The sequence below is a fragment of the Pantoea vagans genome (assembly GCF_004792415.1).
GTDB lineage: Bacteria > Pseudomonadota > Gammaproteobacteria > Enterobacterales > Enterobacteriaceae > Pantoea > Pantoea vagans.
This window is the reverse complement of record NZ_CP038853.1, coordinates 1,816,832-1,839,614: the sequence shown is the minus strand read 5'-3', so window position 1 is coordinate 1,839,614 and position 22,783 is coordinate 1,816,832. Positions and strand designations below refer to the sequence as shown.

Below are 22,783 nucleotides of genomic sequence, written 5' to 3'. Positions count from 1 at the left end.
AAAAAACCGGACGCGATGTCCGGTTTTTTTTATCGTTTATTGCCGAGGTCGTCTGGCAGGTTCTTCTGCATGCTGTGCCAGATTTCACCACTGCGACGGCCATAGTTGCGCACTACATCCACAATCTCATCCTGTCCCGGCTCTTTATCACACAGCGCCAGAAGTTTCAGATAGAAATCGCGCGCGACCTGACGGGCCTCCGGATTAGAGAAGTAGTGACGGCCCACACGGGTGTAGAGACCTTTGAGGCCATTGAGGATCAGACCGTAAATCGGATTGCCTGATGCAAATGCCAGACCGCGGAACACCCGGTAGTCGAGCTCGGTATAGGCATCCGCCTGATCGGCCGCGGCACTTACCGTCTCCAGCACTTCACGCGCTTTGTCCGGATGATGGCGCAGCGCACGGCTGATAAAAATCGATGAAATGTTGCTGCGGACTGACAGCAGATTGTCAATCAGCACCGGCACACTGTCGTGATCAAGGCGGGCGAGCGTTTCCAGAATATTAAGGCCGGAGGTCTCCCAGAAATCGTTCACGCGCGTCGGTTTGCCGTGCTGAATCGTCAGCCAGCCGTCACGTGCCAGGCGCTGTAACACCTCACGCAATGTGGTGCGCGTTACCCCAATCAATTCAGAAAGCTCACGCTCAGCAGGAAGAATCGATCCGGGCGGAAAGCGACTGTTCCAGATGCTTTCAATAATATACTCTTCAGCAAATCCCGCTGGACTCTGAGCCTTTATAACCATAGCAATGTGTTCTCGTTGCTTTTCTAATCATGATGGGGACTCATCATACCAGACGCCCTATAGCGGATATAGCCTGCGTAACCATTAAAACCGGGCGCGGGCGCATATTTCAGACTGGCTGGCGGCGAACGCTGCTGTTATAAGACGACGGCCGGATGCACGTTTTTCTGTGCCGGAACATTCAGTCTCAAAAGCAGCAGAAAATTATCCTCAAGCACAGTATGCGGGTTCCGGATGGCCTGCACTTGCCGTTTCGCTTTCTGCCCATTGCAGCCGGGTTTTTCTCAACGTCGCCATCCTGGCGCTGTTAACTGAGCAGGCATCAGCTGGAGGGCCTCCGCTTATCCTCCTGTAACCTGCTCTGGATCAGAATCAGGTCATGTTTGCACACGATTTTTCCCTGTCCCTGGCTGGTTTGCCCGCGCTTTTGGTTTACACTGCGTGGCATTAACGTTTACAGGGAATGCAATATGTTGCGATATCTGAATCAATGTTCTCGTGGTCGGGGAGCCTGGTTATTACTGGCACTGACGGCGCTTGCACTGGAATTGACGGCACTCTTCTTTCAGCACGTGATGGGATTAAAGCCCTGCGTGATGTGTATTTATGAACGTAATGCGCTGTTTGGTGTGCTGGGCGCGGGTCTGGTCGGTGCGATTGCGCCGAAATCACCGCTGCGTCTGGGTGCTCTGGTGTTATGGATTTACAGTGCCTGGGAGGGCCTGCGTCTCTCTTATGAACATACGATGATTCAGCTGCATCCAAACCCGTTTACGACCTGTGATTTTGCTGCCCGTTTTCCCAGCGGGTTACCACTGGATAAGTGGCTGCCGTCGGTGTTTCTGGCCAGCGGCGACTGTGCAGAACGCAGCTGGACTTTCCTGACGCTCAGCATGCCGCAGTGGATGATTGGGGTGTTTGCCGGTTATCTGCTGGTCGCCGTGCTGGTACTGATTGCTCAGCCTTTCAAACCTAAGCGTCGCGATCTCTTTGGTCGCTGACACGAAACGTGCTGAGATCAAAAAAGGCTGCCACTGGCAGCCTTTTTACGTTTCAGATGATGTCGTGGCGTTTAGCCGTTGCGATCGGGGCGATCAATAATGTGATCTTCCCAGTCCCGCACTTCACTCTCCCGCACCGCAATATAACGCACCGAAATTCGCTGCGCATGCATCGCGGTTTTCGAACCGGCCCGCAGCGGATGCCAGACTGGCAATCCTTTGCCCTCACCCAGCAACCGGTAGGCGCAGGTGCGCGGCAGCCAGTTGAAGGTGGTCAGATTTTCGCGCGTCAGCTTGATGCAATCCTCTTCTAATTCGAAGCGGCGCTCATAGTTACGGCACTGGCAGGTTTTAATATTGAGCTGATTGCAGGCGACGTTGGTGAAGTAAATCTCATCCGTGTCAGCGTCCTGCAACTTGTTCAGGCAACACTGGCCACAACCATCACACAAGGATTCCCATTCCTCATCGCTCATTTGTGCCAGGCGTTTTTGTTGCCAGAAAGGGGTGTCAGTCATGATGATTTGTCCGGGTTGTGCCTGAAACGCACCTTATAAAGCCTATGCTGCGGTGATGCAAGTTTTTAGAGTACGCGCGTGCTGATGCCGTGACCCGCCAGCGACACTTCCAGCTTGTCACCCGAGCGCATCGGACCCACACCCTCAGGTGTTCCGGTCAGAATGACATCGCCTGCACGCAGCGTAAAATAGTGGCTCATATGGGCAATCAGCGGCAGAATTTTGTGAATCATATCGGCGGTGTTGCCGTGCTGACGCACTTCTCCGTTTACCACCAGCTTAAGCTCGACATTCTGTGGATCATCACTGAATTCGGCTACCGGGATGAAACCGGAGATGGGACAGGCGTTATCAAAGCCTTTCGATTTTTCCCATGGCTGTCCCGCTTTTTTCAGCCCGGACTGCAGGTCGCGCAGCGTCAGATCCAGCGCCACGCCATAGCCTGCAATCGCCTTAGCCACATGTTCTTCACTCGCCTGCTTCAGCGTCGCACCAATCAACACCGCCAGTTCGACTTCGTGATGAACTTCGCCAAAGGCGTCGGGGATGGAGAGCGGCTGGCGCAAATCACACAGCGCCGTTTCCGGTTTGATAAAGATCACCGGCTCGGTTGGCGTCGCACTGCCCATCTCTTTAATGTGTTTTGCATAATTACTGCCGACGCAAACCACTTTGCTGACCGGAAAATCTAACAGAGCGCCTTGCCAGTTATGATGCTGATACATGCTCATCCCCTGTTCAGGTTAGGTGTGATGCCAGCGCGGCTGGCGGGTTGATGTTTGCTGATGCATTGATCGAAATGCCAGCAACAGAGCGTGATAATAAGATCCTTTTAACCATCCAGGGTGCGGAATTTGTCAAAAAGCGTAAACGATGCCCCTGGCATGCTGAATAATCGTACAAATAAGGTGTGAAAATGTGGACTGGGTATTTAAACAGGGGTGAAACAGATAAGCTGCGCCGTTAATTTTGCGCAGCTTCAGAGCAATATTAACCCTGCAGTATCGCACCAACAGGATTTATATTTACAGAAGAATCCGAGTTAAACTTTTTTATCGGCCTCTAAATGAATTTTTAGCAGACTTTCAATCGGCGGTGGAAGCTGTAAATAATAACCCTGCTCGCTCAATCCCTGCTTAACTTTATTGATATCCGCATTAGCCAGCCTGTCGCGGCCCGCCAGCTTTAGCACCATCGCCAGCTGCGGCTTGCCAAATCCTTTCAGCAATTCTTCCGGAACGCGCGAAAAATCGTCCTTTTTTTCAACATAGAGATAAGTCTGGTCACGTAACGGGCTTCTGTAGATCACACAAAACATATTTTTTACTCGAATTAACCGGCGTTGAGGCTTGTCTGAATATAGCTGTAACTATAACATGCTTGCAGAACTTCGAATATTCACCGTTAGCGCTTCAGCGATGATTTTATCATCGTCAGGTTAACGGTAGTGAAAACAGGACTGAGTCGGGACAGATGTCGCAAACGCCAATCGAATTCAAAGGTAGCAGTTTCACCCTGTCTGTCGTCCATTTGCATCACCATGACCCTGCGGTGATTCGCAAGGCACTCCAGGACAAGATTGACCAGGCTCCCGATTTCCTGAAAAACGCCCCGGTGGTGCTTAACGTCGCCACATTGAGTGCCGATGTTAACTGGAAACAGCTGCAGCAGGCGATTCTTGCTACCGGTTTACGCATTGTCGGCGTAAGCGGCTGCAAAGATGAAGCCCTGAAACGCATGATCGCGCGTGCAGGGCTGCCGGTACTGGCAGAAGGCAAAGAGGCCAGGCCGCGCGCCGAGGCACCGCAGCCAGCCCCCACTCCTGAACCGCAGCCGGTTGTAACCGAGACGGCAGCAGCGAAAACCCGCATCGTGAACACGCCGGTGCGCTCAGGCCAGCAGATTTATGCGCGTGACGCCGACTTAATCATCACCAGCAGCGTCAGTGCCGGTGCCGAACTGGTTGCCGATGGCAACATTCATATTTACGGCATGATGCGCGGTCGCGCCCTGGCAGGTGCCAGCGGCGATCGCAACTGCCAGATTTTCTGTACTAACCTGGCGGCCGAGCTGGTCTCGATTGCCGGGGAGTACTGGATCATGGATCAGATCCCACAAGAATTTTTTGGTAAAGCCGCGCGCCTGTGCCTGCAGGATGGCGCGCTGACTATCCAGACACTTAATTAGGCCCCTTTTCTTTTGTTAAGGAAATCAACATTTATGGCACGCATTATTGTAGTTACATCCGGTAAAGGGGGCGTTGGTAAGACCACGTCAAGCGCGGCCATCGCCACCGGTTTAGCGCAGAAAGGCAAAAAGACGGTCGTTATCGACTTTGATATCGGTCTGCGTAACCTGGATTTGATCATGGGCTGTGAGCGCCGTGTGGTCTACGACTTCGTTAACGTTATCCAGGGCGATGCCACACTCAACCAGGCGCTGATTCGCGACAAACGCACTGAGCAGCTCTACATTCTGCCTGCATCGCAGACCCGCGATAAAGATGCGCTGACCCGTGAAGGTGTTGAGAAAGTCCTGAACGATTTAGCCGCAATGGAGTTTGATTTCATCGTCTGCGATTCACCGGCAGGGATTGAAACGGGCGCACTGATGGCGCTCTACTTTGCTGATGAAGCCATCATCACCACCAACCCGGAAGTCTCTTCTGTCCGCGACTCCGACCGCATCCTCGGCATCATCTCCTCTAAATCCCGCCGCGCTGAAAACAGTCAGGACCCGGTGAAGGAGCATCTGCTGCTGACCCGTTATAACCCTGGCCGGGTAAACCGTGGCGATATGCTGAGCATGGAAGATGTGCTGGAAATTCTGCGCATTCCTCTGGTCGGCGTGATCCCTGAAGATCAATCGGTGTTACGTGCCTCTAACCAGGGCGAGCCGGTGATTCTTGACGGCGAATCTGATGCTGGCAAAGCCTATGCCGATACCGTTGAACGGTTACTCGGTGAAGTACGCCCCTTCCGCTTTATCGAAGAAGAGAAGAAGGGTTTCCTGAAACGCCTGTTCGGGGGATAAACCATGGCATTACTTGATTTCTTTTTATCCCGGAAGAAGAACACTGCCAACATAGCCAAGGAACGGCTGCAGATTATCGTGGCAGAACGGAGAAGGGGCGACAGTGAGCCCCACTATCTTCCGCAACTTAAGCGCGACATTCTGGAAGTGATTTGCAGATATGTGAAGATCGATCCGGAAATGGTCACGGTACAGCTCGATCAGAAAGGTGATGACATCTCGATTCTGGAGCTGAACGTCACGCTGCCGGAAACGGATGAAGTGACTAAATGACGCTGACCGTTTCCTGAATTTCCCCTGCGCAGTGGCAGGGGAAATTTAACCGGTTAACAACCCGCAAGAATCTCCTCAATGCCGGGTTTCAGCAGTTCGCCCCGCCATCCGGTAAGTAGCTCCGGCTGACGTCCCTGTGGCTTCAGGCCCCAGTGCAGGCTTAACACCTGATTAATCTGACGTCGCGATGCCAGTAACTCCTGACTGAATCCGCTCTGCTCGCTCACCTGCTGCACCAGCGCCTTCATTGCCTTAAACACCTGCTTGTAGTGCGGATGGTCGATCAGATTGCCCAGCGGAGCCGGCAGTTCATTCTCGTCAAGCGCCTCTGCTTCGGCCACCAACGCCACCAGCGTTTTGCCGTGGAAACGGATTTCGTGGCCTGACAGCCCCAGATGATCCAGCTCTCCCAGAGAGCCAGGCATAAAGCGCGCCACTTTCCAGAGATGCTCTTCGCGCACCACAAAATTAACCGCCATATCCTTTTCACGTGCCAGCTTCAGACGCCAGGCCGCCAGCCGTTGCAGTGCCGCCAGCTGACGCGGACGCAGTTGCCAGGCGTTGGTGATATCCCGCCAGGCTTCATCCGGTGCCACACTGTCGAGACGGCGCTGACACAGGTTATCGCACTCACTCAGTGCCGCCGCCATGTTGCCCGCCTCTTCCGTGTTGATCATCAGCTGACGGGCAATCGGCAGCAGATAGTGAACGTCCGCCGCCGCATACTCGCACTGACGCTGGGTCAGAGGGCGAGCCAGCCAGTCGGTACGTGATTCACTTTTATCCAGCTCGACCTGCGTGAAATGCGCCACCATGGAGGCAAAGCCCCAGGAGAGGGGCTGTCCAGAGAAGGCTGCCAGAATCTGGGTGTCGATCATCGGCGTCGGCAGCACGCCGAAACGGTGCAGGAAGACTTCCAGATCTTCTCCCCCGGCATGCAGGAATTTAGTCACGCTGGTGTCGGTCAGTAGCGCAATAAAGGGTGACCAGTCACGGATATTCAGCGGGTCAATCAGTACCAGCTGGTGATCGTCGAACAGCTGGATCAGGCCAAGCTGCGGGTAGTAGGTGCGGGTGCGGACAAATTCGGTATCCAGTGCCACCGCCGTATGCTGGCGGGCTTTCTGGCACACGTCAGCCAGTTGTTCATCCTGGTCAATAAGGGAATAGTTCACGTCTGATTTCCACCGCAGCCAACAACGCGCGGCGCTCCATGTTAAACACAATAAAAACGCCGGACATGCCGGCGTTCAACCTCAATTCTTATAAAGATTCAGTTCGCGCCGGGCTTCGCCTCGTCGCGCAGCTCACGTCGCAGGATCTTGCCTACATTGGTTTTGGGTAGCTCATCACGAAACTCAATGATTTTTGGCACCTTGTAACCGGTCAGCTGGCGGCGGCAGTGATCGAGCACCTCTTCTTTGGTCAGCGACGCCTCTTTTTTCACGATGCAGACTTTTACCGCTTCACCTGACAGATCGCTGGGTACGCCAATTGCCGCGGCTTCACGCACTTTCGGATGCTGCATCAGCACATCTTCGATCTCATTCGGATAGACATTAAAGCCTGAGACCAGAATCATATCTTTTTTGCGGTCAACGATGCGAATAAACCCTTCCTCGTCAACGTTAACAATATCACCGCTGTGGAGCCAGCCATTTTTCAGCACTTCCGCTGTCGCTTCCGGATGCTGCCAGTAGCCCAGCATCACCTGCGGACCGCTGATACAGAGTTCGCCTGGCTCCCCCGGCGGCACTTCGTTTCCGGCATCATCCAGAATGCGTACGTCGGTTGAAGGAACCGGCAGGCCGATACTGCCCGTGTGGCAGCTGATGTCATACGGATTGACTGATACCAGCGGCGAACATTCGGTCAGGCCGTAGCCTTCCAGCAGATAGTGTCCGGTAAGCTTTTCCCAGCGCTCAGCCACCACTTTCTGCACCGCCATTCCGCCACCCGCAGAGAGACGCAGCGTTGAAAAATCGAGTTTATTGAACTGCTCATCGTTGAGCAGCGCATTAAACAGCGTGTTCACGCCGGTAATCGCTGTAAACGGCACTTTACCCAGCTCTTTAACGAAGCCGGGAATATCGCGGGGATTGGTGATCAGCAGATTCTGACCGCCAAGCTCCAGGAAGAGCAGGCCATTCACGGTTAAAGCGAAGATGTGATAAAGCGGCAGCGCGGTGACCACAAATTCTTTTCCGTCACGCAGCACTTTGCCATAGGTCGCGCGGGTCTGCTCCAGGTTCGCCTGCATATTGCGATGGGTCAGCATCGCCCCTTTCGCCACGCCGGTGGTGCCACCGGTGTATTGCAGGAAGGCGAGATCGTCATTCGAAACCGTCGGTCGCTGATAATTGAGCGTGGCACCCACTTCCAGTACCTGGCGAAACGAAATGGCACCCGGTAAATGGTATTTCGGCACCAGCTTCTTAATATACTTAACGACAAAGTTAACCAGTGTGGCTTTTATCGGTGCCAGCTGATCGCCCATCCGGGTCAGGATGACATGCCGCACAGCGGTTTCCGCCACCACTTTTTCCAGCGTATGCGCAAAATTAGAGACGATCACGATGGCGCTGGCTCCACTGTCATTGAGCTGATGCTTCAGCTCACGCGGCGTGTAGAGCGGATTCACGTTGACCACCACCATACCGGCACGCAGCACACCAAACAGGGCCACCGGATACTGCAGTAAGTTAGGCATCATCAGCGCCACCCGGTCACCTGCTTTCAGGCCCAGTTGGTGCTGGAGATAAGCAGCAAAGGCACGGCTCTTCTCTTCCAGCTGACGATAACTCATCTTCTGACCCATGTTCAGGAACGCGGGTTGATCGGCGTAGCGTTTTGCGGCCTGCTCAAACAGATCCACCAGCGAGGTGTAACGATCTGCACTTATTTCGGCAGGCACATCTGCCGGGTAGCGTTTCAGCCAAACCTTATTCAAGGATCCACCCCGATAATTATGTTGTATTTCCATCGCTGCCTCAGCCAATCTGGTTTGTTAACAATATTTTAACTGATTGTACCAGTTTGCCTGTTTCGGCATGTTGAGGTTGCGAAGTGCATCACTAAATTTCGTGCCGGGAAAACAGGCCAATAAAAAGCCCGGTAGCGAGCACCGCGACCGGGCTGGATAAATCATGTTTACACTTATTCGGTCAGGATGGTCTGCACCTCTGAAGGTCCGGTGTTGACCATTCCCCAGTAGGGATTAGGTCCCCAGTATCCGCCGCGATGACGGGTCGGACCATACCAGATCCAGGGATCGATCGGCTGTGGCGGTGCTGTTACCTGCTGGGCAATCCGCCAGCGCTGATAACCGCGCACATCGATGACCACAAATTTGTAATCGGCCTCGCCAATTTTACCCTGCTCCGTACCCTTCAGCGTACCCAGCACGGTAACGTACTGGTTTCTGACATCCACCGGATCAACAAAACCGTGTATGTCAGCATAAATCCGGCCAACCGAGGCCGCACCCAGACGCGGTCTGGCGCTCTCATCCAGCGGCTGTGCCGCAATCTCAAGCCGGGTTTTGCCGTTCAGGTTAGTGACATTCACCACCTTGCCGCCAAAGCGCGATTCCTGCCCGACAAAGAGCGAGGGATCGCTCATCACCCGCAACAGATCCTGCTGCGGCTGAGGTGAGCTGCCCTGCAGCGTGTCAGGAATGGAAACACAGCCGGTTAACGCCAGCACACAGGTCAGCAGCAGACCTGAAAGCCCTTTACCACACATTGACGACATAGACGTTCTCCCGTTAGGTAAAGACTTAGACTGGACGTATAACAATAAGTTGCGTGGATTTTACCGGCCAGGTAATTTTTTCCAGGCAACTTCATTCCGCAGATACGTCGGCTCCGCCGTCTCCGGCAGCAGCGTATTGCCCTGCGCCAGCGCCAGGCTCGCCAGTGGCAGCATATCCTGAGCGGCGGGCAGTGTAACGTCGCTGGCGTTCAGGGTCAGATCGTGCCCCTGCTGCAGTGCCGGATAAGCCTGCCAGCCGGTACCGGCGGTCATCCAGTCACCAGAAAGCGCCTGCATCCGGGCGAGTGCTGCCTCGGGTGACAGCACGCTTTCACTGGCCTCACCCTGCCAGGCACCCTGCTCATCACGCTGATATTCGGCCCAGTAAACCTCGCCCATCCGCGCATCGATAGCGGTCAAGACCCGGGCTGCCCCGTGCAGACGCCAGGCCCCTTCCGCCAGCGTCGCCAGGGTGGAAACGGCGATCATCGGCAGTGATGCGCCCAGTGCCAGTCCCTGCGCAATACCAATACCGATCCGCACGCCGGTAAAACTGCCAGGACCCCGGCCAAAGGCGAGCGCGTCCAGCTCGGTCAGCTCCAGCTGCTGCGCCAGCAGCAGCTCCTCGACCAGCGGCAGAATACGCTGCGTATGATCGCGCGGAGCAATCTCGAATCGGGCATCAATTTGTTGCTGATTCAGCAAGGCGGCTGAACAGGCTTCTGTCGCCGTATCCAGCGCTAAAATTCGGGCTGACATGACTACCTCAGAAGAAAGAAAACGGCGCGCATCTTAGCATAAAATTATGCGTCTGGTTCGGGTTGCTGGCGGATAAAGGCAATGGCACGGGCAATGTCCCGGGTGCGCGGCGTCGGCGGCAAGCTGTTGAGAAACAGCGCGCCATAAGGTCGTGAGACCAGACGCTGATCGCAAATGACCAGCACACCACGATCGTCCGTATCACGAATCAGACGGCCTACCCCCTGCTTCAGGGTGATTACCGCATCCGGCAACTGCACATCGGCAAAGGGATCGCCGCCGCGAATCCGGCAGTCTTCCATTCGGGCTTTCAGCAATGGATCTTCCGGTGAGGTAAAGGGCAGTTTGTCGATGATCACCAGCGATAGCGCATCACCGCGCACGTCCACCCCTTCCCAGAAGCTGCTGGTCGCCACCAGCAGAGCATTGCCCTTCTCAATGAACTGTTTCAGTAACTGACCTTTGCTGGTTTCACCCTGTACCAGCACCGGCAGTGTCATCGAGGCGCGAAACTCTGCGGCCAGCTCTCGCATCATCAGATGCGAAGTACAGAGGAAGAAACAGCGGCCTTTATTGGCATCGATCAGCGGTTTCATCATCGCGGCCAGCTGGCGAGCGCCACCGGGACGGTTAGGTTCCGGAAGATTGCGTGGTACACAAAGCAGGGCCTGCTTCGCAAAATCGAACGGGCTGTTCAGAATCAGGCTCTTTGCCGCATTCACACCCAGTCGTTCGGCGAAGTGGGCCATTTTCTCATCTACCGCCAGTGTCGCCGAGGTGAAAATCCACGCCGCCTTGCGGTTATCCATTACCTCACGAAAACGTTCCGCTACCGAGAGCGGCGTCAGCGCCAGGATAAAGTGGCGTGAAGTGCATTCATACCAGTAGCTGTAGCCCGGCTCGTTGATCGCCCGCAGCCGTTTTAACCGGCCACGATAGAGCGCGGCCCGCTCAAAGGCGGCATCCAGCAGGGCTGAACGCCCCAGAGAAAGTTTGATGACGTCGTAACAGAGCTCCAGCGCATCATCCAGCAGGGTGAACATACGCAGTATCTGATTATCGCTGAGCAGTTCGCGCAGATTTCCGCGATAGCCGGGATCGCCTAATGCCAGGCGGAAATCCTGCGCGCACTGCGCCAGGCGGTCAGCGGATTTCTGCAGCTGCTGAGCATCACGCACCTCGGTGCGGTAGGCGGTAATAATATCTTTGGCGAGATCGAGTAACTGACGGCTGGAGAGCTGCTGACCAAAATACTGACTGGCGATGTCAGGCAACTGATGGGCTTCGTCGAATATCATCACATCCGCTTCGGGAATCAGTTCACCGAAGCCGCCCTCTTTCACCACCAGGTCGGCAAGAAACAGGTGGTGGTTAACCACGACCACATCGGCGTCCATGGCGCGCTTACGCGCTTTAACCACGAAGCACTCTTTATAGCGCGGGCAATCGGTGCCAAGGCAGTTATCGTTGGTGCTGGTCACCAGCGGCCAGACCGGGCTGTCTTCAGTGACGCCCGCACAGCTGCTGATGTCGCCATCTTCCGTCTGTGATGACCAGCTGCGCAGCGTCACCAGGTCAGTCAGAGCCTGTACGGTGAGATCGCCGCCTGCCATAGATTGCTGTTCCATGCGTTCCAGACAGAGATAGTTGGAACGTCCTTTCAGTAAGGCCGTTTTGCCTTTGAACTTTAGCGCCTTGATCATCGTGGGCAGATCGCGGGCATAGAGCTGATCCTGCAGCGCTTTGGATCCGGTGGAGACAATCACTTTTTTACCGGCTCGCAAAGCGGGTGCCAGGTAAGCATAGGTTTTACCGGTGCCGGTGCCGGCTTCGACCACCAGTTCACCCTGCTGTTTTACGGCTTCAGATACCGCCTGCGCCATCTCACGTTGTGCTTCACGCGGCTTAAAGCCTGCGATCGCCAGCGCCAGAGCGCCATCCACTGCAAAATCGTCTGCCACATACCCTCACTAAGAACGGCAAAAACACTGTAATTATGTCAGTATTGGATTAACAAAGCAAAATCGAAAAATATCAACCACTTATGATTTTTATGCCGATAGCAATACCGTCTTAAGCCACCCGAATTTACAGCTGACAGACACAGAAAAGGCGGCCCGAAGCCGCCTGAAAAGAACCCGTCGCGTTGCCGGTATGCCTGAGGACATAGCCGTCATTTGCGCAGGCTGAAGAAGCGCTAAAAGCCGTTATTACTGAACAATCATCCTGCCATTCAGATGCTGCAGCGGACGGTTATTGGTAGTTTTCAGCGCCTGCTTAAACGCGTCGAGCTGCGCCTGAGAGAGCGTAACCGGATCTTTCAGCACCAGCCAGCGAATACCTTCGCTGCAGGGTGGCGTGGTGAGGGAACCACTGAAACGATAGTAGTGCAGGTCTGCCGGAAAGAGTGCGCGTAAATCTACCTGCCGGTTAATGTTTACCTGTTTGTTTTCCTGTTTCGGCATTGCGTCAATTAATGGCACCAGTGCCGGATTCTCTTTACCAACCTTAAACATCACCGCAACCACGGCCAGATCGCCATCTTCTTTGCTGTGAACAAAGTGGGCTTCAAGCGGAAACGCTTCTCCGTTAATCTGGTTTTCACTCGGCGTATGAAAATGATACTGACGCAGTGTGAATTTTTCCCCATCCAGCACAAAGTCATCTTCCTCATCAACGGTTACCTGAATGGTGTGACCATTGTTAATAACCTTTTCAGCGGATGTGTGATAAGCCAGATCAAGCGGCTGTAAATGTCCCTCGATCGGATTTGTAATATTAATGGGCGACTGTGACTTGCCTTCGTGACACATGTGGAAGTCGCTGGTCAGTTCACTCCAGTGCGCCGGACCGGCTTTGCCTTCATACGTCCAGTGTGGCTCTGCGGCGCCTGCTGCGCTGACAGACGAAATCGCTATAACCAGACTTAACATTTTTAGTTGTTTCATTTTATCCCTGCTTAATAAGCTAATGTGCGGCAGGAATACTATTCCTCTCTGCTTTGCGTCAGCAAGATGACAAAATGCGGTTAATCAAAACAGGATTGAATAACGAGTCTATAATTTTTATCGATGTTAATTTAATAAATATCACTTGTAGGATTTATATTCCAAATAACGGTTTTCGCGATAATTAAAATGGATTATCTGCCTCAGGAAATAGACTCAGCAGCAAACCTGAAGAACAAATTGATCGGCAGGCTCAGAGATAAAACAGCGATGAAAGAGGCGAATCGGTGCAGGCTACAGAAGTGAGAAACCGCAAAACTGCACGACTGGCGGTTTTGCGGTGTAAGCCTGAATCAGAAGAAAGGCACTTCGACAGCTATCCCTTTCAGACGGTTAAACATCCTTTTCTGACGGATCGTCTTCCTCATCCTCTTCTTCATCTTCCGGATAGATCTCAGCATCATCTGGCAGCGGTTCATCATAATCAGGACGTTCAGACATAATTACCTCCGGTGATAAATAGCAGTGCTGCTATTTCAACTGAGCATAGTTAACCGGCACCCGAGGCCGCACATTTTCCGCCTGAAATGTGAGCAAGGCGTGAAATTGCTGTAACAGTCTGAAAATGATCCGATTACTCAGCGCTAGTGGTGTATGTAAAGCGCGCCCGCCAGCATAATGACGAACAGTACCGCAAACGTAATCACGCCCTGCTTACTGCCTTTGGATAACCCCACAAACGCCGCAATAACAATAAACAGCAGCGTCAGTGCGCCAGCCATCACCCAAAACAGATACTGCGTATTCGCCATGTTCTCATCCTCATCCTGTGGCGTTAACTTTGGGCGGATTTATATCATTTTTAAGCCATCAGCGCCCTCAATTCCGTGCCTTAGCTCGCCTGTTAACGTCATGGGCTGGCGAGTAACCTGTGATACCTCATTCAATCCTGCCAGACCGACAGTGTGATGCAGTTATCAATTGCAGAGGAACGCAGCGAGGAAATAACCGCCCGGATTATAATGATTAAATCAGCTTACTGTTGGGATGTGGCACCCGTAGGCTGACGTGCTGAGACTGGCTTAACATTGCCGTTCAGGCGGTGTTATGCAGATGGCCTTAACCCGACTGCCTGACTCAGGCGGAGGCATGTTATGAACTATTACCGCATCGGCTCTCTGGCTGGCGTGCTGCTGCTTTGTGGCTGCCAGGCTCCCACGCCTGATCAGGCTCGTCTGCAGCCACCCGTTTTTCAGGGTCAAAGCACCCGTACCGTCCCTCAGCTCAGCGACTGTATTTATCGTGGCTGGTCCACCACCAGCGTTATTGCCCGGGATAACACCACTCACACCCAGCCTGCTGGCAGCGAGATCAGCGTCTTCACCTGGGAAGATTCGATTTTTGCGGACGTCTCACCCCACAGAAAAGGGGCGGAGGTGAAATATTTCACCACATTCCGGATGTCCCCGGATGTGATGGCAGACAGACAGGCGATTGTTGAACGCTGCCTGTAAGGCGAGAGGGCCGTAAAGAGTGACAGCGATATCGGGAGTGTGCCAGGCTAATGCGCACTTAACCAGGGAGAAACCGATGAGTATTACCCGCATTGACCCGGAACATCGCATGTCCGAAGCTGTTATTCATAACGACACCATCTATTACACCAGCGTGCCTGAAAACCTGGATGCTGACGCAGAAGCGCAGACCGCCAATGCGCTGGCGGTCATTGACGCGATCCTGACCCGCCTCGGCAGTGATAAAAGTAAGATCCTGGATGCGACGCTGTTTCTGGTGGATAAAGCCGATTTCCCCGCCATGAACCGCGCCTGGGACGCCTGGGTCTCACCGGGCAATGCGCCAGTGCGCTGCACCGTTCAGGCCGGGCTGCTGAATCCTAAATACAAAATCGAAATTAAAATCATCGCTGCACGCTAAAGACGTCGGGTGTTATTCCTCTTCGTTTTCTTCATCTTCGTCGTCGAATAACGCCCGAATCTGTTCGCCCTTGTGATTCTGACGGATTTCCTGCGCCACCTGGGCGATCGCTACACCGCTCGATAAACCACCCGTCATTAACTCCTGAATACGTTCGACGGCCTGCTGTTGCTGCTCATGTGAGAGAGCCGGTAATCCAATAAACATGTTCTACTCCTGCGTTGGGGCCGACAGTATCCCATGCGGAACTAACAGGTGCCAGTCGGGAAAAAATATGTCAGTCTGACCGCCTCTTTGCCTGCTGATTTGTCTGCCCGATGATTGTTGAAACCCTCACGCTTGATTATACCCCGGATGCGCTGACTCAGCGTTTCGCCACCCTTGCCCATCTGCCGTGGGCGATGCTGCTCTCCTCCGCGCAGGCCAGCCACAGCGACAACCGCTTCGATATTCTGACGGCCGATCCCCGCGCCACCTTGGTGACCCGCGGGCCGCTAACGACCATCAGCGACGCGACCGGCACGTCCGAATCGACTGCGGATCCCCTGCTGCTGGTGCAGCAACAGTGTGATGCGCTGGGCGTGACGCCTGCGGCCTGCGAAGCGCTGCCGTTTCAGGGCGGCGCGCTCGGCCTGTTTGGTTATGATCTGGGCCGCCGGTTTGAGTTGCTGCCCCACAAAGCCGCAGCCGATCTTACAACGCCGGACATGGCCGTGGGGATCTATGACTGGGCCTTGATTGCCGATCATCATCAGCAAACCCTGACGCTGGTGGCACTGAAGAACGCTGAAGCACGCGCCGCCTGGCTGACGCAGTGGCCCGCGCGTGAAGACGTGCCTTTTTCACTGACCAGCGGCTGGCGTTCTAATCTGAGCTATGCCGAATACGCTACGCGCTTTGCCGCGGTTCAGGCCTATATTCAGGCCGGTGACTGTTACCAGGTCAACCTGGCGCAGCGTTTTCAGGCCGGTTATCAGGGTGATGAGTGGCAGGCGTTTACTCTGCTTAACGCGGCTAACCGCGCGCCGTTCAGCGCGTTTCTGCGCCTGCCGGAAAGTGCAATCCTCAGCCTGTCGCCGGAGCGCTTTCTGTCGCTGAATCAACACCAGATTGAAACCCGACCGATTAAAGGCACCCGGCCACGCTGTGCCGATCCGATTGCCGATGCGCGACAGGCTGAGGCACTGCGTCATGCGGAGAAAGATCGGGCTGAAAACCTGATGATTGTCGATTTGCTGCGCAACGATATTGGTCGCGTGGCGCTGCCCGGCTCGGTCACGGTGCCGGAACTGTTTGTGGTTGAACCCTTCCCCGCCGTCCATCATCTGGTGAGCACGGTACGGGCGCAGTTGCCTGACACCCTGCAGGCTACCGATCTGCTGCGCGCCTGTTTTCCGGGCGGCTCAATAACCGGTGCGCCCAAGATTCGGGCGATGGAGATTATTGATGAACTGGAGCCGCAGCGGCGTAATGCCTGGTGCGGCAGTATCGGCTATATCAGCCTGTGTGGCCGGATGGATACCAGCATCACGATCCGCACGCTGATTGCCGAAGGCCAGCAGCTTTACTGTGCCGCAGGTGGCGGGCTGGTGGCAGACAGCGATCCAGAAGCGGAGTATCAGGAAACGCTCGACAAAGTCAGCCGGATTTTACCGGCTCTCGAACAGACAGGAGGTTCAGTTGGCACTGACGCTTGAGGTTTTCCGCAGCCGCTTTCTCCTGCAGCAGCCAGCCCGCAGCACGCAGCGTCTTTCCGGACGTCATGCCGCGGTGCTGGTGCCGGTTGTAGCCCGTCATGAACCGGGTCTGTTGCTGACGCAGCGCTCGCACGCCCTGCGCAAACATGCCGGACAGGTCGCCTTTCCCGGCGGGATGCAGGATGACACCGATGCCTCGCTGATCGCCACCGCCCTGCGTGAGGCGCAGGAAGAAGTCGGTATCGATCCACAGCAGGTCGAGATATTAGGCGCGCTGCCCGCTGTCACCAGCAGTACCGGATTTCAGGTAACACCGGTGCTGGGCATTATTCCAGCCGATCTGCGCTTAACGATTAATCCGGATGAGGTGAGCAGTGCCTTCGAGATGCCGCTGGCTGAGGCACTGCAGCTCAGCCGCTATAGCGCGCTGGAGGTGCATAGGGCGGGTGTACGCCATCCGGTCTGGCTGTCGCGCTATCAGGATTATCTGGTGTGGGGCATGACAGCAGGGATTATCCGTTCACTGAGTACGCAGATCGCCTTCTGAGACCTTTCTACTTCTTTTTCTCCCTTCCAGCCCGTCAGCGACCTGCCGGGCTGAGCTATAATTTTTTCTATCTGTTTTGATAAGTTTATTTCATGCGAAAAGCTGCTCTTTTCCGGGGCATGACCATTACTATGGGCGCCATAAACTGCCCCGGCAGACTGAGAATAAATGTGAGGAGTGTCACCTGTGATTAGTGTTTTCGACATGTTCAAAGTGGGCATTGGCCCCTCGAGTTCGCATACTGTCGGCCCGATGAAAGCGGGTAAACAATTTGTGGATTTGCTGTGCGAACAGGGAAAGCTGCAGGAGGTCACCCGGATCGCCGTGGATGTTTACGGTTCTCTGTCGCTGACCGGCAAAGGGCATCACACGGATATCGCCATTATTATGGGTCTGGCTGGCGAATCGCCGGACACGGTAGATATCGATGCCATTCCCGCATTTATTAAAGATGTTGAACAGCGTGAGCGTCTGCTGCTGGCAAAAGGCGCGCATGAAGTTGATTTCCCGCGTGAAGGCGGCATGGTGTTCCGCAGTGAGAACCTTTCACTGCATGAAAATGGCCTGCGCCTGCTGGCGTTTGCGGGCGACCTGCTGATCCTGTCGAAAACCTACTACTCCGTGGGCGGTGGGTTCATTGTGGATGAAGAGCACTTCGGTCAGTCGGCACTGGATGAGGTCTCTGTGCCCTGGCCGTTCCACTCCGCCAAAGATCTGCTGGCGCACTGTCGCGAAACCGGCCTGTCGCTGTCGGGTCTGGTGATGAAAAATGAGTTGGCACTGCACAGCCGCGACGAGATTCATGCCTATTTCACCCACATCTGGCAGACCATGCAGGCCTGTATCGATCGCGGTCTGAATACTGAAGGCGTGTTGCCAGGACCGCTGCGCGTACCCCGTCGTGCCGCCTCCCTGCGCCGCCTGCTGACCTCCTCCACCAAGCACTCCAGCGATCCGATGATTGTTATCGACTGGATCAATATGTTTGCGCTGGCGGTCAACGAAGAGAATGCCGCGGGAGGCCGTGTGGTCACGGCGCCGACGAACGGTGCCTGCGGTATCGTGCCTGCGGTGCTGGCTTACTACGATCACTTTATCGAGCCGGTGACACCCGATATTTTCCTGCGCTATTTCCTCGCCTCGGGGGCCATAGGCGTGCTGTACAAAATGAACGCCTCTATATCGGGCGCGGAAGTGGGCTGCCAGGGTGAAGTGGGTGTCGCCTGTTCGATGGCGGCGGCCGGTCTGGCAGAGCTGCTGGGCGGCAGCCCGGAACAGGTGTGCGTCGCCGCTGAAATCGGCATGGAGCATAACCTGGGACTGACCTGCGATCCCGTGGCCGGTCAGGTTCAGGTTCCCTGCATTGAACGTAATGCTATTGCCTCGGTTAAAGCTATTAACGCGGCGCGTATGGCACTCCGCCGCACCAGTGAACCCCGCGTCTCGCTGGATAAGGTTATTGAGACCATGTATGAGACCGGCAAGGATATGAACGCGAAATACCGTGAAACTTCCCGTGGCGGTCTGGCGATTAAAGTTCAGTGTGATTAAGCGAAACGTTTGATCGTATAAATAACGTGCAAACGTAATAAAATCCGCATCCTGCGCTATCTCAGCGCAGGTTTAAACGGTAGAGTGTTTTCCGCGCAGCCGTCCGGTCTGCGCAGCTTTCCAGACCCGCTTTTCTGCATTCCGGCCTCAATATTGACCTGGCCGTGCCGATACTAACCCCGTTATTTTTTGCTTTTTTCTGGCTTTTTGTGAAGGTGGATACTGATGTTTATGGCCCAGCAATTTGTTGGACAATTCAGACGCAAGCGTTTGCTGATCGCACTGTCAATCGCCACCGTGGTGCTGATATTAACGCTGGCCTTTCGCTACATCGAAGAGAAGTCACGTATTGAACAGCAGGCGATGGATTTCGCCGACAAAGCGATTATGCGGTTTGACCGGATGTTTTCACCGCTGGAGGTTTCAGCCAATAATACGCTGGGGCTGGTGGGCGTTCCCTGTCAGGACGTGCGTTTTCCGCTCGTCGAAAAAATCTCCTCTCTGCAGACGGTACGTGCCATTCTGCTGGTCGAAAACGACATGCTTTACTGCTCCAGTATTTACGGCCCGCGCAATATCCCTTTCAGCCAGACTTATCCTGACCTTGCCTTCAACAGCCAGCGTATGACCCTCTCAACCGATCAGTATCTGCTGAAAGGCTCGCCGGTTTTACTGCTGTGGACGCCAAAAAGCCTGGATAACCGTTCGGGAATATTGCAGGTCATCAACATTGAAATGATGAGTAACTACCTGCTGGAGCCTCAGTTGCCCTGGGTGGAACGCGCTGTGTTTAATGTTAATGGTGAGAGCCTGGAGTATGGCAATCCGTTAATAGAGCCAACGGTGCCGGCAGATGACGAAGTGAGTTACGAGCAGGGTTCGCTGCGCTACCCGTTTACGCTCACCCTCTATGGCCCTTCGCCGACACGGCTGGCGCTGGCGACACTTCCCTCACAGCTGCCGCTGGCGCTGCTGCTGAGCCTGCTGATGGGCTACATTATCTGGCTGGCGACGGCAAATCGCATGAGCCTCAGCTGGCAAATCAGCTACGGCATTACGGCCCGTGAGTTTATGGTCTATTGCCAGCCGCTGATCAACAGCAAAAGCGGCGAGTGTGACGGGATAGAATTGCTGCTGCGCTGGCATAACGCCCGCCAGGGCTGGATCGCACCGGATGTCTTTATTCCGCTGGCCGAGCGCCAGAATCTGATCAAGCCGCTGACGCGCTTTGTGCTGAACGAGGTGGTGAGACAGCTGCCGCAGTTGCCCGATGATCCCGCTTTTCATATCGCCATCAATGTGGCCGCCAGTCATTTCCGCGACCGCGCCATTCTGGACGATCTGCAGAACCTGTGGTGGCCTGCCAGTCCGGTGCCGCAACTGGTAGTGGAACTCACTGAGCGGGATGCCCTGCCGGTCGTCGATCAATCGGTGATTGCACAACTGCACGACATTGGCGTCCGGCTGGCGATTGATGACTTTGGCACCGGTCACAGCTCGCTCTCCTACCTGAAAGATTTGCAGCCAGACGTGCTCAAAATCGACAAGATTTTCACAGCGGCTATCGGTACGGATGCCATTAACGCCACGGTAACGGATATGGTGATTTCGCTGGCCCAGCGCCTGAATATCAGTCTGGTGGCTGAAGGGGTGGAAACGGCTGAACAGGCGGATTATCTGCGCGAACGCGGGGTGGATCATCTGCAGGGCTACTATTTTGCCCGCCCGATGCCGCTGGAAGACTTTCCAGCCTGGCTGACGCTGCATCAGGCTGATGCCCGCCGTTAACTGCCGCGTCAGCGCCGCGCCGCCCTGATATAACTCCCTGCACACAAAAAAACAGCCGCGGCGTTTCAGCAGCGGCTGTCAGAGAGATTCAGCGCTGCCGGTGATACCGGCAGCGCCTCAGTAACAACGTGAAGCGTTACTCCTCATCTTCCTCGTCATGCGGTTTATCTTTGGTAACACGCACCAGATCGATACGGTAATCCGTCGCTTCGATAATCTGGAAGTGCAGCGGCGTGATATCAATCACCTCGCCGGGAAGCGGTAACTGCCCTTTCTGCTCAATCAGCAGGCCCGCCAGAGAAGCGTGATCTTCTGTCGGATCGACCAGCTCATGGAAGTCGAGTAACTGCTGCAGCGAGTGCAGATCGGTTCCGCCTTTTACTAACCAGCCATCGCCATCTGCAACAATATCAGGCGTTTCATCTTCATCCGGGAATTCACCCGCAATCGCTTCCAGCACGTCCAGCGGCGTAATCAGACCCTGCACCACGCCAAACTCATTGGTGACGATCACGAAGCTGCCTTTGGCACGACGCAGCACGCCAAGCAGGTTGATCGGATCCAGCGTCTCCGGCACCACAATGGTCGGTGTATTCGCCGCGAAGGTCGCCACATCCACACCCTGCTCCAGCGCCACCAGCAGCTCTTTGGCGCGCACCACGCCAACAATTTCATCCAGTTCACCCCGGCAGACCGGGAACAGGCTGTGAGGCGTATCCAGCAGCTGACCGCGAATCTCATCCACCGGACGATTCGCATCAACCCAGGAGATATCACCGCGCGGCGTCATGATGCTGCGAATCGAGCGGGAAGCCAGCGTCAGCACGCCATTAATCATGTAGCGCTCTTCATCTTTAAACGCTTCCTGCGGCATCGCTTCCGTCAGCGCCGACTCTTCACTGGCGCTGGCGTTACTGCTGTTATTGCCATTGCTGGCCGTCTGAGCACGGTTACGGCCGCCCATCAGGCGCAGAATCGCCTCTGCGGTACGCTCACGCATCGGACGATTTGACTGATGGCGAATAAAGTTACGACGTGCAATCTGGTTGAACAGCTCAATCAGAATCGAGAAGCCAATCGCCGCATAGAGGTAGCCTTTCGGAATATGGAAACCAAAGCCTTCTGCCACCAGCGACAGACCGATCATCAGCAGGAAGCTCAGACAGAGCACCACCACGGTCGGATGCGCGTTAACAAAGTTGGTTAGCGGTTTAGACGCCAGCAGCATCACACCCATGGCAATCACCACGGCAGTCATCATCACCGGCAGGTGGTTCACCATACCCACGGCGGTAATCACCGCATCCAGTGAGAAGACCGCGTCCAGCACCACAATCTGCAATACCACTGCCCAGAAACTGGCATATCCCCGATTTGCGGAACCATCAAGCTGACGGTTCTCCAGCCTCTCGTGTAGCTCCATGGTCGCTTTAAACAACAGGAAGAAACCACCGAACAGCAGGATTAAATCTCGTCCGGAAAAGCTGAAACCGCCTACGCTGAAGAGAGGCGTGGTCAGCGTGACAATCCAGGAGATCAGCGACAACAGGCCCAGACGCATCACCAGCGCCAGCGACAGGCCAATCAGACGTGCTTTATCACGCTGCTTTGGCGGCAGTTTGTCGGCCAGGATAGCAATAAACACCAGGTTATCGATACCGAGTACGATTTCCAGCACGATAAGCGTCAGTAAACCCGCCCAGATTGAGGGGTCGAATAAAAATTCCATTATTTATGACTCCAGAACAGGGAACAGATCGAGCCGGTGCCTGTCAGCGCAGCGAAGCGTGACATCCGGGTAGTCGGGAAAGCGGTGAAAACGCCGCGAGGCGAAAGGTGACGCGCCAGCAGGCGCAAAGAACAGATTAAGCGACGTCGGTGACGATCCATAAAGGTGGGCTGAAGCCCGTTACTCCTGAGTAATAAACAGAACGTTAATGTATCAGGTCGGTAAATTGCGTCAAAAAATTTTCTTATTTTTACAATCTGCATAACGGATGATCGGGCGCATAAAAAAGGTAAAGCGCCACCTGACGGGGTGAATAGCTGACAGACATCACATAATTTATTTTTTCGATCACTAAAATAAATCGCGACTTTACCGCCTTGATGAAGTTAACCCCTGTTTTTTCGGCGCTATATCAGAAAGTCGAATGACCGGGTTAAACAGATAATCAAAACATGTCTCAATACAGTTCATTTACTCAGATGAGCATCTCTAGCGAACGGAG

The 22,783-nt window shown here is 54.7% G+C and carries 23 protein-coding genes; 10 read left to right on the top strand and 13 right to left on the bottom strand.

Features of this window, described 5'->3' with window-relative positions; translation table 11 throughout:
• Positions 1-29: 29 nt before the first annotated feature.
• Entirely contained in the window at positions 30-749 is a 720-nt protein-coding gene (gene fadR / locus EGO56_RS08545) for a fatty acid metabolism transcriptional regulator FadR (protein ID WP_003852726.1), read from the bottom strand.
• Between the two features lie 470 nt (positions 750-1,219).
• Between fadR and dsbB the strand changes: the two genes are divergently transcribed.
• Positions 1,220-1,750, top strand: coding sequence for a disulfide bond formation protein DsbB (dsbB, locus tag EGO56_RS08540; RefSeq protein WP_135908532.1), 531 nt, complete (start codon positions 1,220-1,222; stop codon positions 1,748-1,750).
• Between the two features lie 71 nt (positions 1,751-1,821).
• Here dsbB and EGO56_RS08535 read toward each other — a convergent pair whose 3' ends face one another.
• From EGO56_RS08535 to EGO56_RS08525, 3 genes are all read right to left on the bottom strand, one after another.
• Positions 1,822-2,268, bottom strand: a complete 447-nt coding sequence (locus tag EGO56_RS08535; protein ID WP_013358078.1) for a YcgN family cysteine cluster protein — start codon at positions 2,266-2,268, stop codon at positions 1,822-1,824.
• Positions 2,269-2,333: 65 nt separating this feature from the next.
• Positions 2,334-2,993 carry a fumarylacetoacetate hydrolase family protein gene (locus EGO56_RS08530; protein ID WP_013358079.1) on the bottom strand — a complete coding sequence of 220 codons (660 nt, stop codon included), beginning with the start codon at positions 2,991-2,993 and terminating at the stop codon, positions 2,334-2,336.
• Between the two features lie 317 nt (positions 2,994-3,310).
• The gene (locus EGO56_RS08525) at positions 3,311-3,586 is read right to left on the bottom strand and encodes a YcgL domain-containing protein (protein WP_003852719.1); all 276 of its coding nucleotides are present in this window, start codon (positions 3,584-3,586) and stop codon (positions 3,311-3,313) included.
• A gap of 155 nt (positions 3,587-3,741) precedes the next feature.
• Between EGO56_RS08525 and minC the strand changes: the two genes are divergently transcribed.
• From minC to minE, 3 genes are read left to right on the top strand one after another with little or no spacing between them, the layout of a single operon-like run.
• Entirely contained in the window at positions 3,742-4,455 is a 714-nt protein-coding gene (minC, locus tag EGO56_RS08520) for a septum site-determining protein MinC (RefSeq protein WP_061062624.1), read from the top strand.
• A gap of 33 nt (positions 4,456-4,488) precedes the next feature.
• The gene (gene minD / locus EGO56_RS08515) at positions 4,489-5,301 is read left to right on the top strand and encodes a septum site-determining protein MinD (RefSeq protein ID WP_003852716.1); all 813 of its coding nucleotides are present in this window, start codon (positions 4,489-4,491) and stop codon (positions 5,299-5,301) included.
• A gap of 3 nt (positions 5,302-5,304) precedes the next feature.
• A complete protein-coding gene (gene minE, locus EGO56_RS08510) occupies positions 5,305-5,574 on the top strand; it encodes a cell division topological specificity factor MinE (RefSeq protein WP_008925314.1) in 270 nt (89 codons plus the stop codon).
• A gap of 53 nt (positions 5,575-5,627) precedes the next feature.
• Here the strand turns inward: minE and rnd are convergent, their stop codons facing one another.
• The 7 genes from rnd to EGO56_RS22290 form a co-directional block, all read right to left on the bottom strand.
• Positions 5,628-6,749, bottom strand: a complete 1,122-nt coding sequence (gene rnd / locus EGO56_RS08505) for a ribonuclease D (RefSeq protein WP_135908530.1) — start codon at positions 6,747-6,749, stop codon at positions 5,628-5,630.
• 98 nt (positions 6,750-6,847) lie between these two features.
• On the bottom strand, positions 6,848-8,524 hold the full coding sequence (fadD, locus tag EGO56_RS08500; protein ID WP_135908528.1) for a long-chain-fatty-acid--CoA ligase FadD: 1,677 nt from the start codon (positions 8,522-8,524) through the stop codon (positions 6,848-6,850).
• Positions 8,525-8,730: 206 nt separating this feature from the next.
• Positions 8,731-9,327: a Slp family lipoprotein gene (locus EGO56_RS08495; protein WP_135908526.1), complete on the bottom strand. Its 597-nt coding sequence runs from the start codon at positions 9,325-9,327 to the stop codon at positions 8,731-8,733.
• 60 nt (positions 9,328-9,387) lie between these two features.
• Positions 9,388-10,086, bottom strand: coding sequence for a tRNA (adenosine(37)-N6)-threonylcarbamoyltransferase complex dimerization subunit type 1 TsaB (gene tsaB / locus EGO56_RS08490; RefSeq protein ID WP_135908524.1), 699 nt, complete (start codon positions 10,084-10,086; stop codon positions 9,388-9,390).
• 44 nt (positions 10,087-10,130) lie between these two features.
• Entirely contained in the window at positions 10,131-12,047 is a 1,917-nt protein-coding gene (locus tag EGO56_RS08485; protein WP_013358086.1) for a DNA repair helicase YoaA, read from the bottom strand.
• A 249-nt stretch (positions 12,048-12,296) separates the two neighbouring features.
• Entirely contained in the window at positions 12,297-13,034 is a 738-nt protein-coding gene (locus EGO56_RS08480; RefSeq protein WP_135908522.1) for a carbonic anhydrase, read from the bottom strand.
• 644 nt (positions 13,035-13,678) lie between these two features.
• Entirely contained in the window at positions 13,679-13,846 is a 168-nt protein-coding gene (locus EGO56_RS22290; protein ID WP_013358089.1) for a hypothetical protein, read from the bottom strand.
• 342 nt (positions 13,847-14,188) lie between these two features.
• Between EGO56_RS22290 and EGO56_RS08475 the strand changes: the two genes are divergently transcribed.
• Both EGO56_RS08475 and EGO56_RS08470 read left to right on the top strand, forming a co-directional pair.
• Positions 14,189-14,548 carry a hypothetical protein gene (locus EGO56_RS08475; protein WP_095707099.1) on the top strand — a complete coding sequence of 120 codons (360 nt, stop codon included), beginning with the start codon at positions 14,189-14,191 and terminating at the stop codon, positions 14,546-14,548.
• Between the two features lie 76 nt (positions 14,549-14,624).
• Positions 14,625-14,969, top strand: a complete 345-nt coding sequence (locus EGO56_RS08470) for a RidA family protein (RefSeq protein WP_003852699.1) — start codon at positions 14,625-14,627, stop codon at positions 14,967-14,969.
• A 12-nt stretch (positions 14,970-14,981) separates the two neighbouring features.
• Here EGO56_RS08470 and EGO56_RS08465 read toward each other — a convergent pair whose 3' ends face one another.
• On the bottom strand, positions 14,982-15,176 hold the full coding sequence (locus EGO56_RS08465) for a YoaH family protein (protein WP_135908520.1): 195 nt from the start codon (positions 15,174-15,176) through the stop codon (positions 14,982-14,984).
• Positions 15,177-15,286: 110 nt separating this feature from the next.
• Here EGO56_RS08465 and pabB point away from each other — a divergent pair, with 110 nt between their 5' ends.
• From pabB to EGO56_RS08445, 4 genes are all read left to right on the top strand, one after another.
• On the top strand, positions 15,287-16,666 hold the full coding sequence (gene pabB, locus EGO56_RS08460; RefSeq protein WP_135908518.1) for an aminodeoxychorismate synthase component 1: 1,380 nt from the start codon (positions 15,287-15,289) through the stop codon (positions 16,664-16,666).
• Positions 16,650-17,213 carry a CoA pyrophosphatase gene (locus EGO56_RS08455; RefSeq protein ID WP_135908516.1) on the top strand — a complete coding sequence of 188 codons (564 nt, stop codon included), beginning with the start codon at positions 16,650-16,652 and terminating at the stop codon, positions 17,211-17,213. The genes pabB and EGO56_RS08455 overlap by 17 nt, the downstream gene beginning before the upstream one ends.
• A 186-nt stretch (positions 17,214-17,399) precedes the next feature.
• Positions 17,400-18,764 (top strand): L-serine ammonia-lyase, encoded by a 1,365-nt coding sequence (locus EGO56_RS08450; protein WP_135908514.1) that lies wholly within the window; start codon positions 17,400-17,402, stop codon positions 18,762-18,764.
• Positions 18,765-18,989: 225 nt separating this feature from the next.
• The gene (locus EGO56_RS08445; protein ID WP_135908512.1) at positions 18,990-20,552 is read left to right on the top strand and encodes an EAL domain-containing protein; all 1,563 of its coding nucleotides are present in this window, start codon (positions 18,990-18,992) and stop codon (positions 20,550-20,552) included.
• Positions 20,553-20,688: 136 nt separating this feature from the next.
• Here EGO56_RS08445 and EGO56_RS08440 read toward each other — a convergent pair whose 3' ends face one another.
• On the bottom strand, positions 20,689-22,281 hold the full coding sequence (locus EGO56_RS08440) for a TerC family protein (protein WP_135908510.1): 1,593 nt from the start codon (positions 22,279-22,281) through the stop codon (positions 20,689-20,691).
• Positions 22,282-22,783 lie beyond the last annotated feature (502 nt).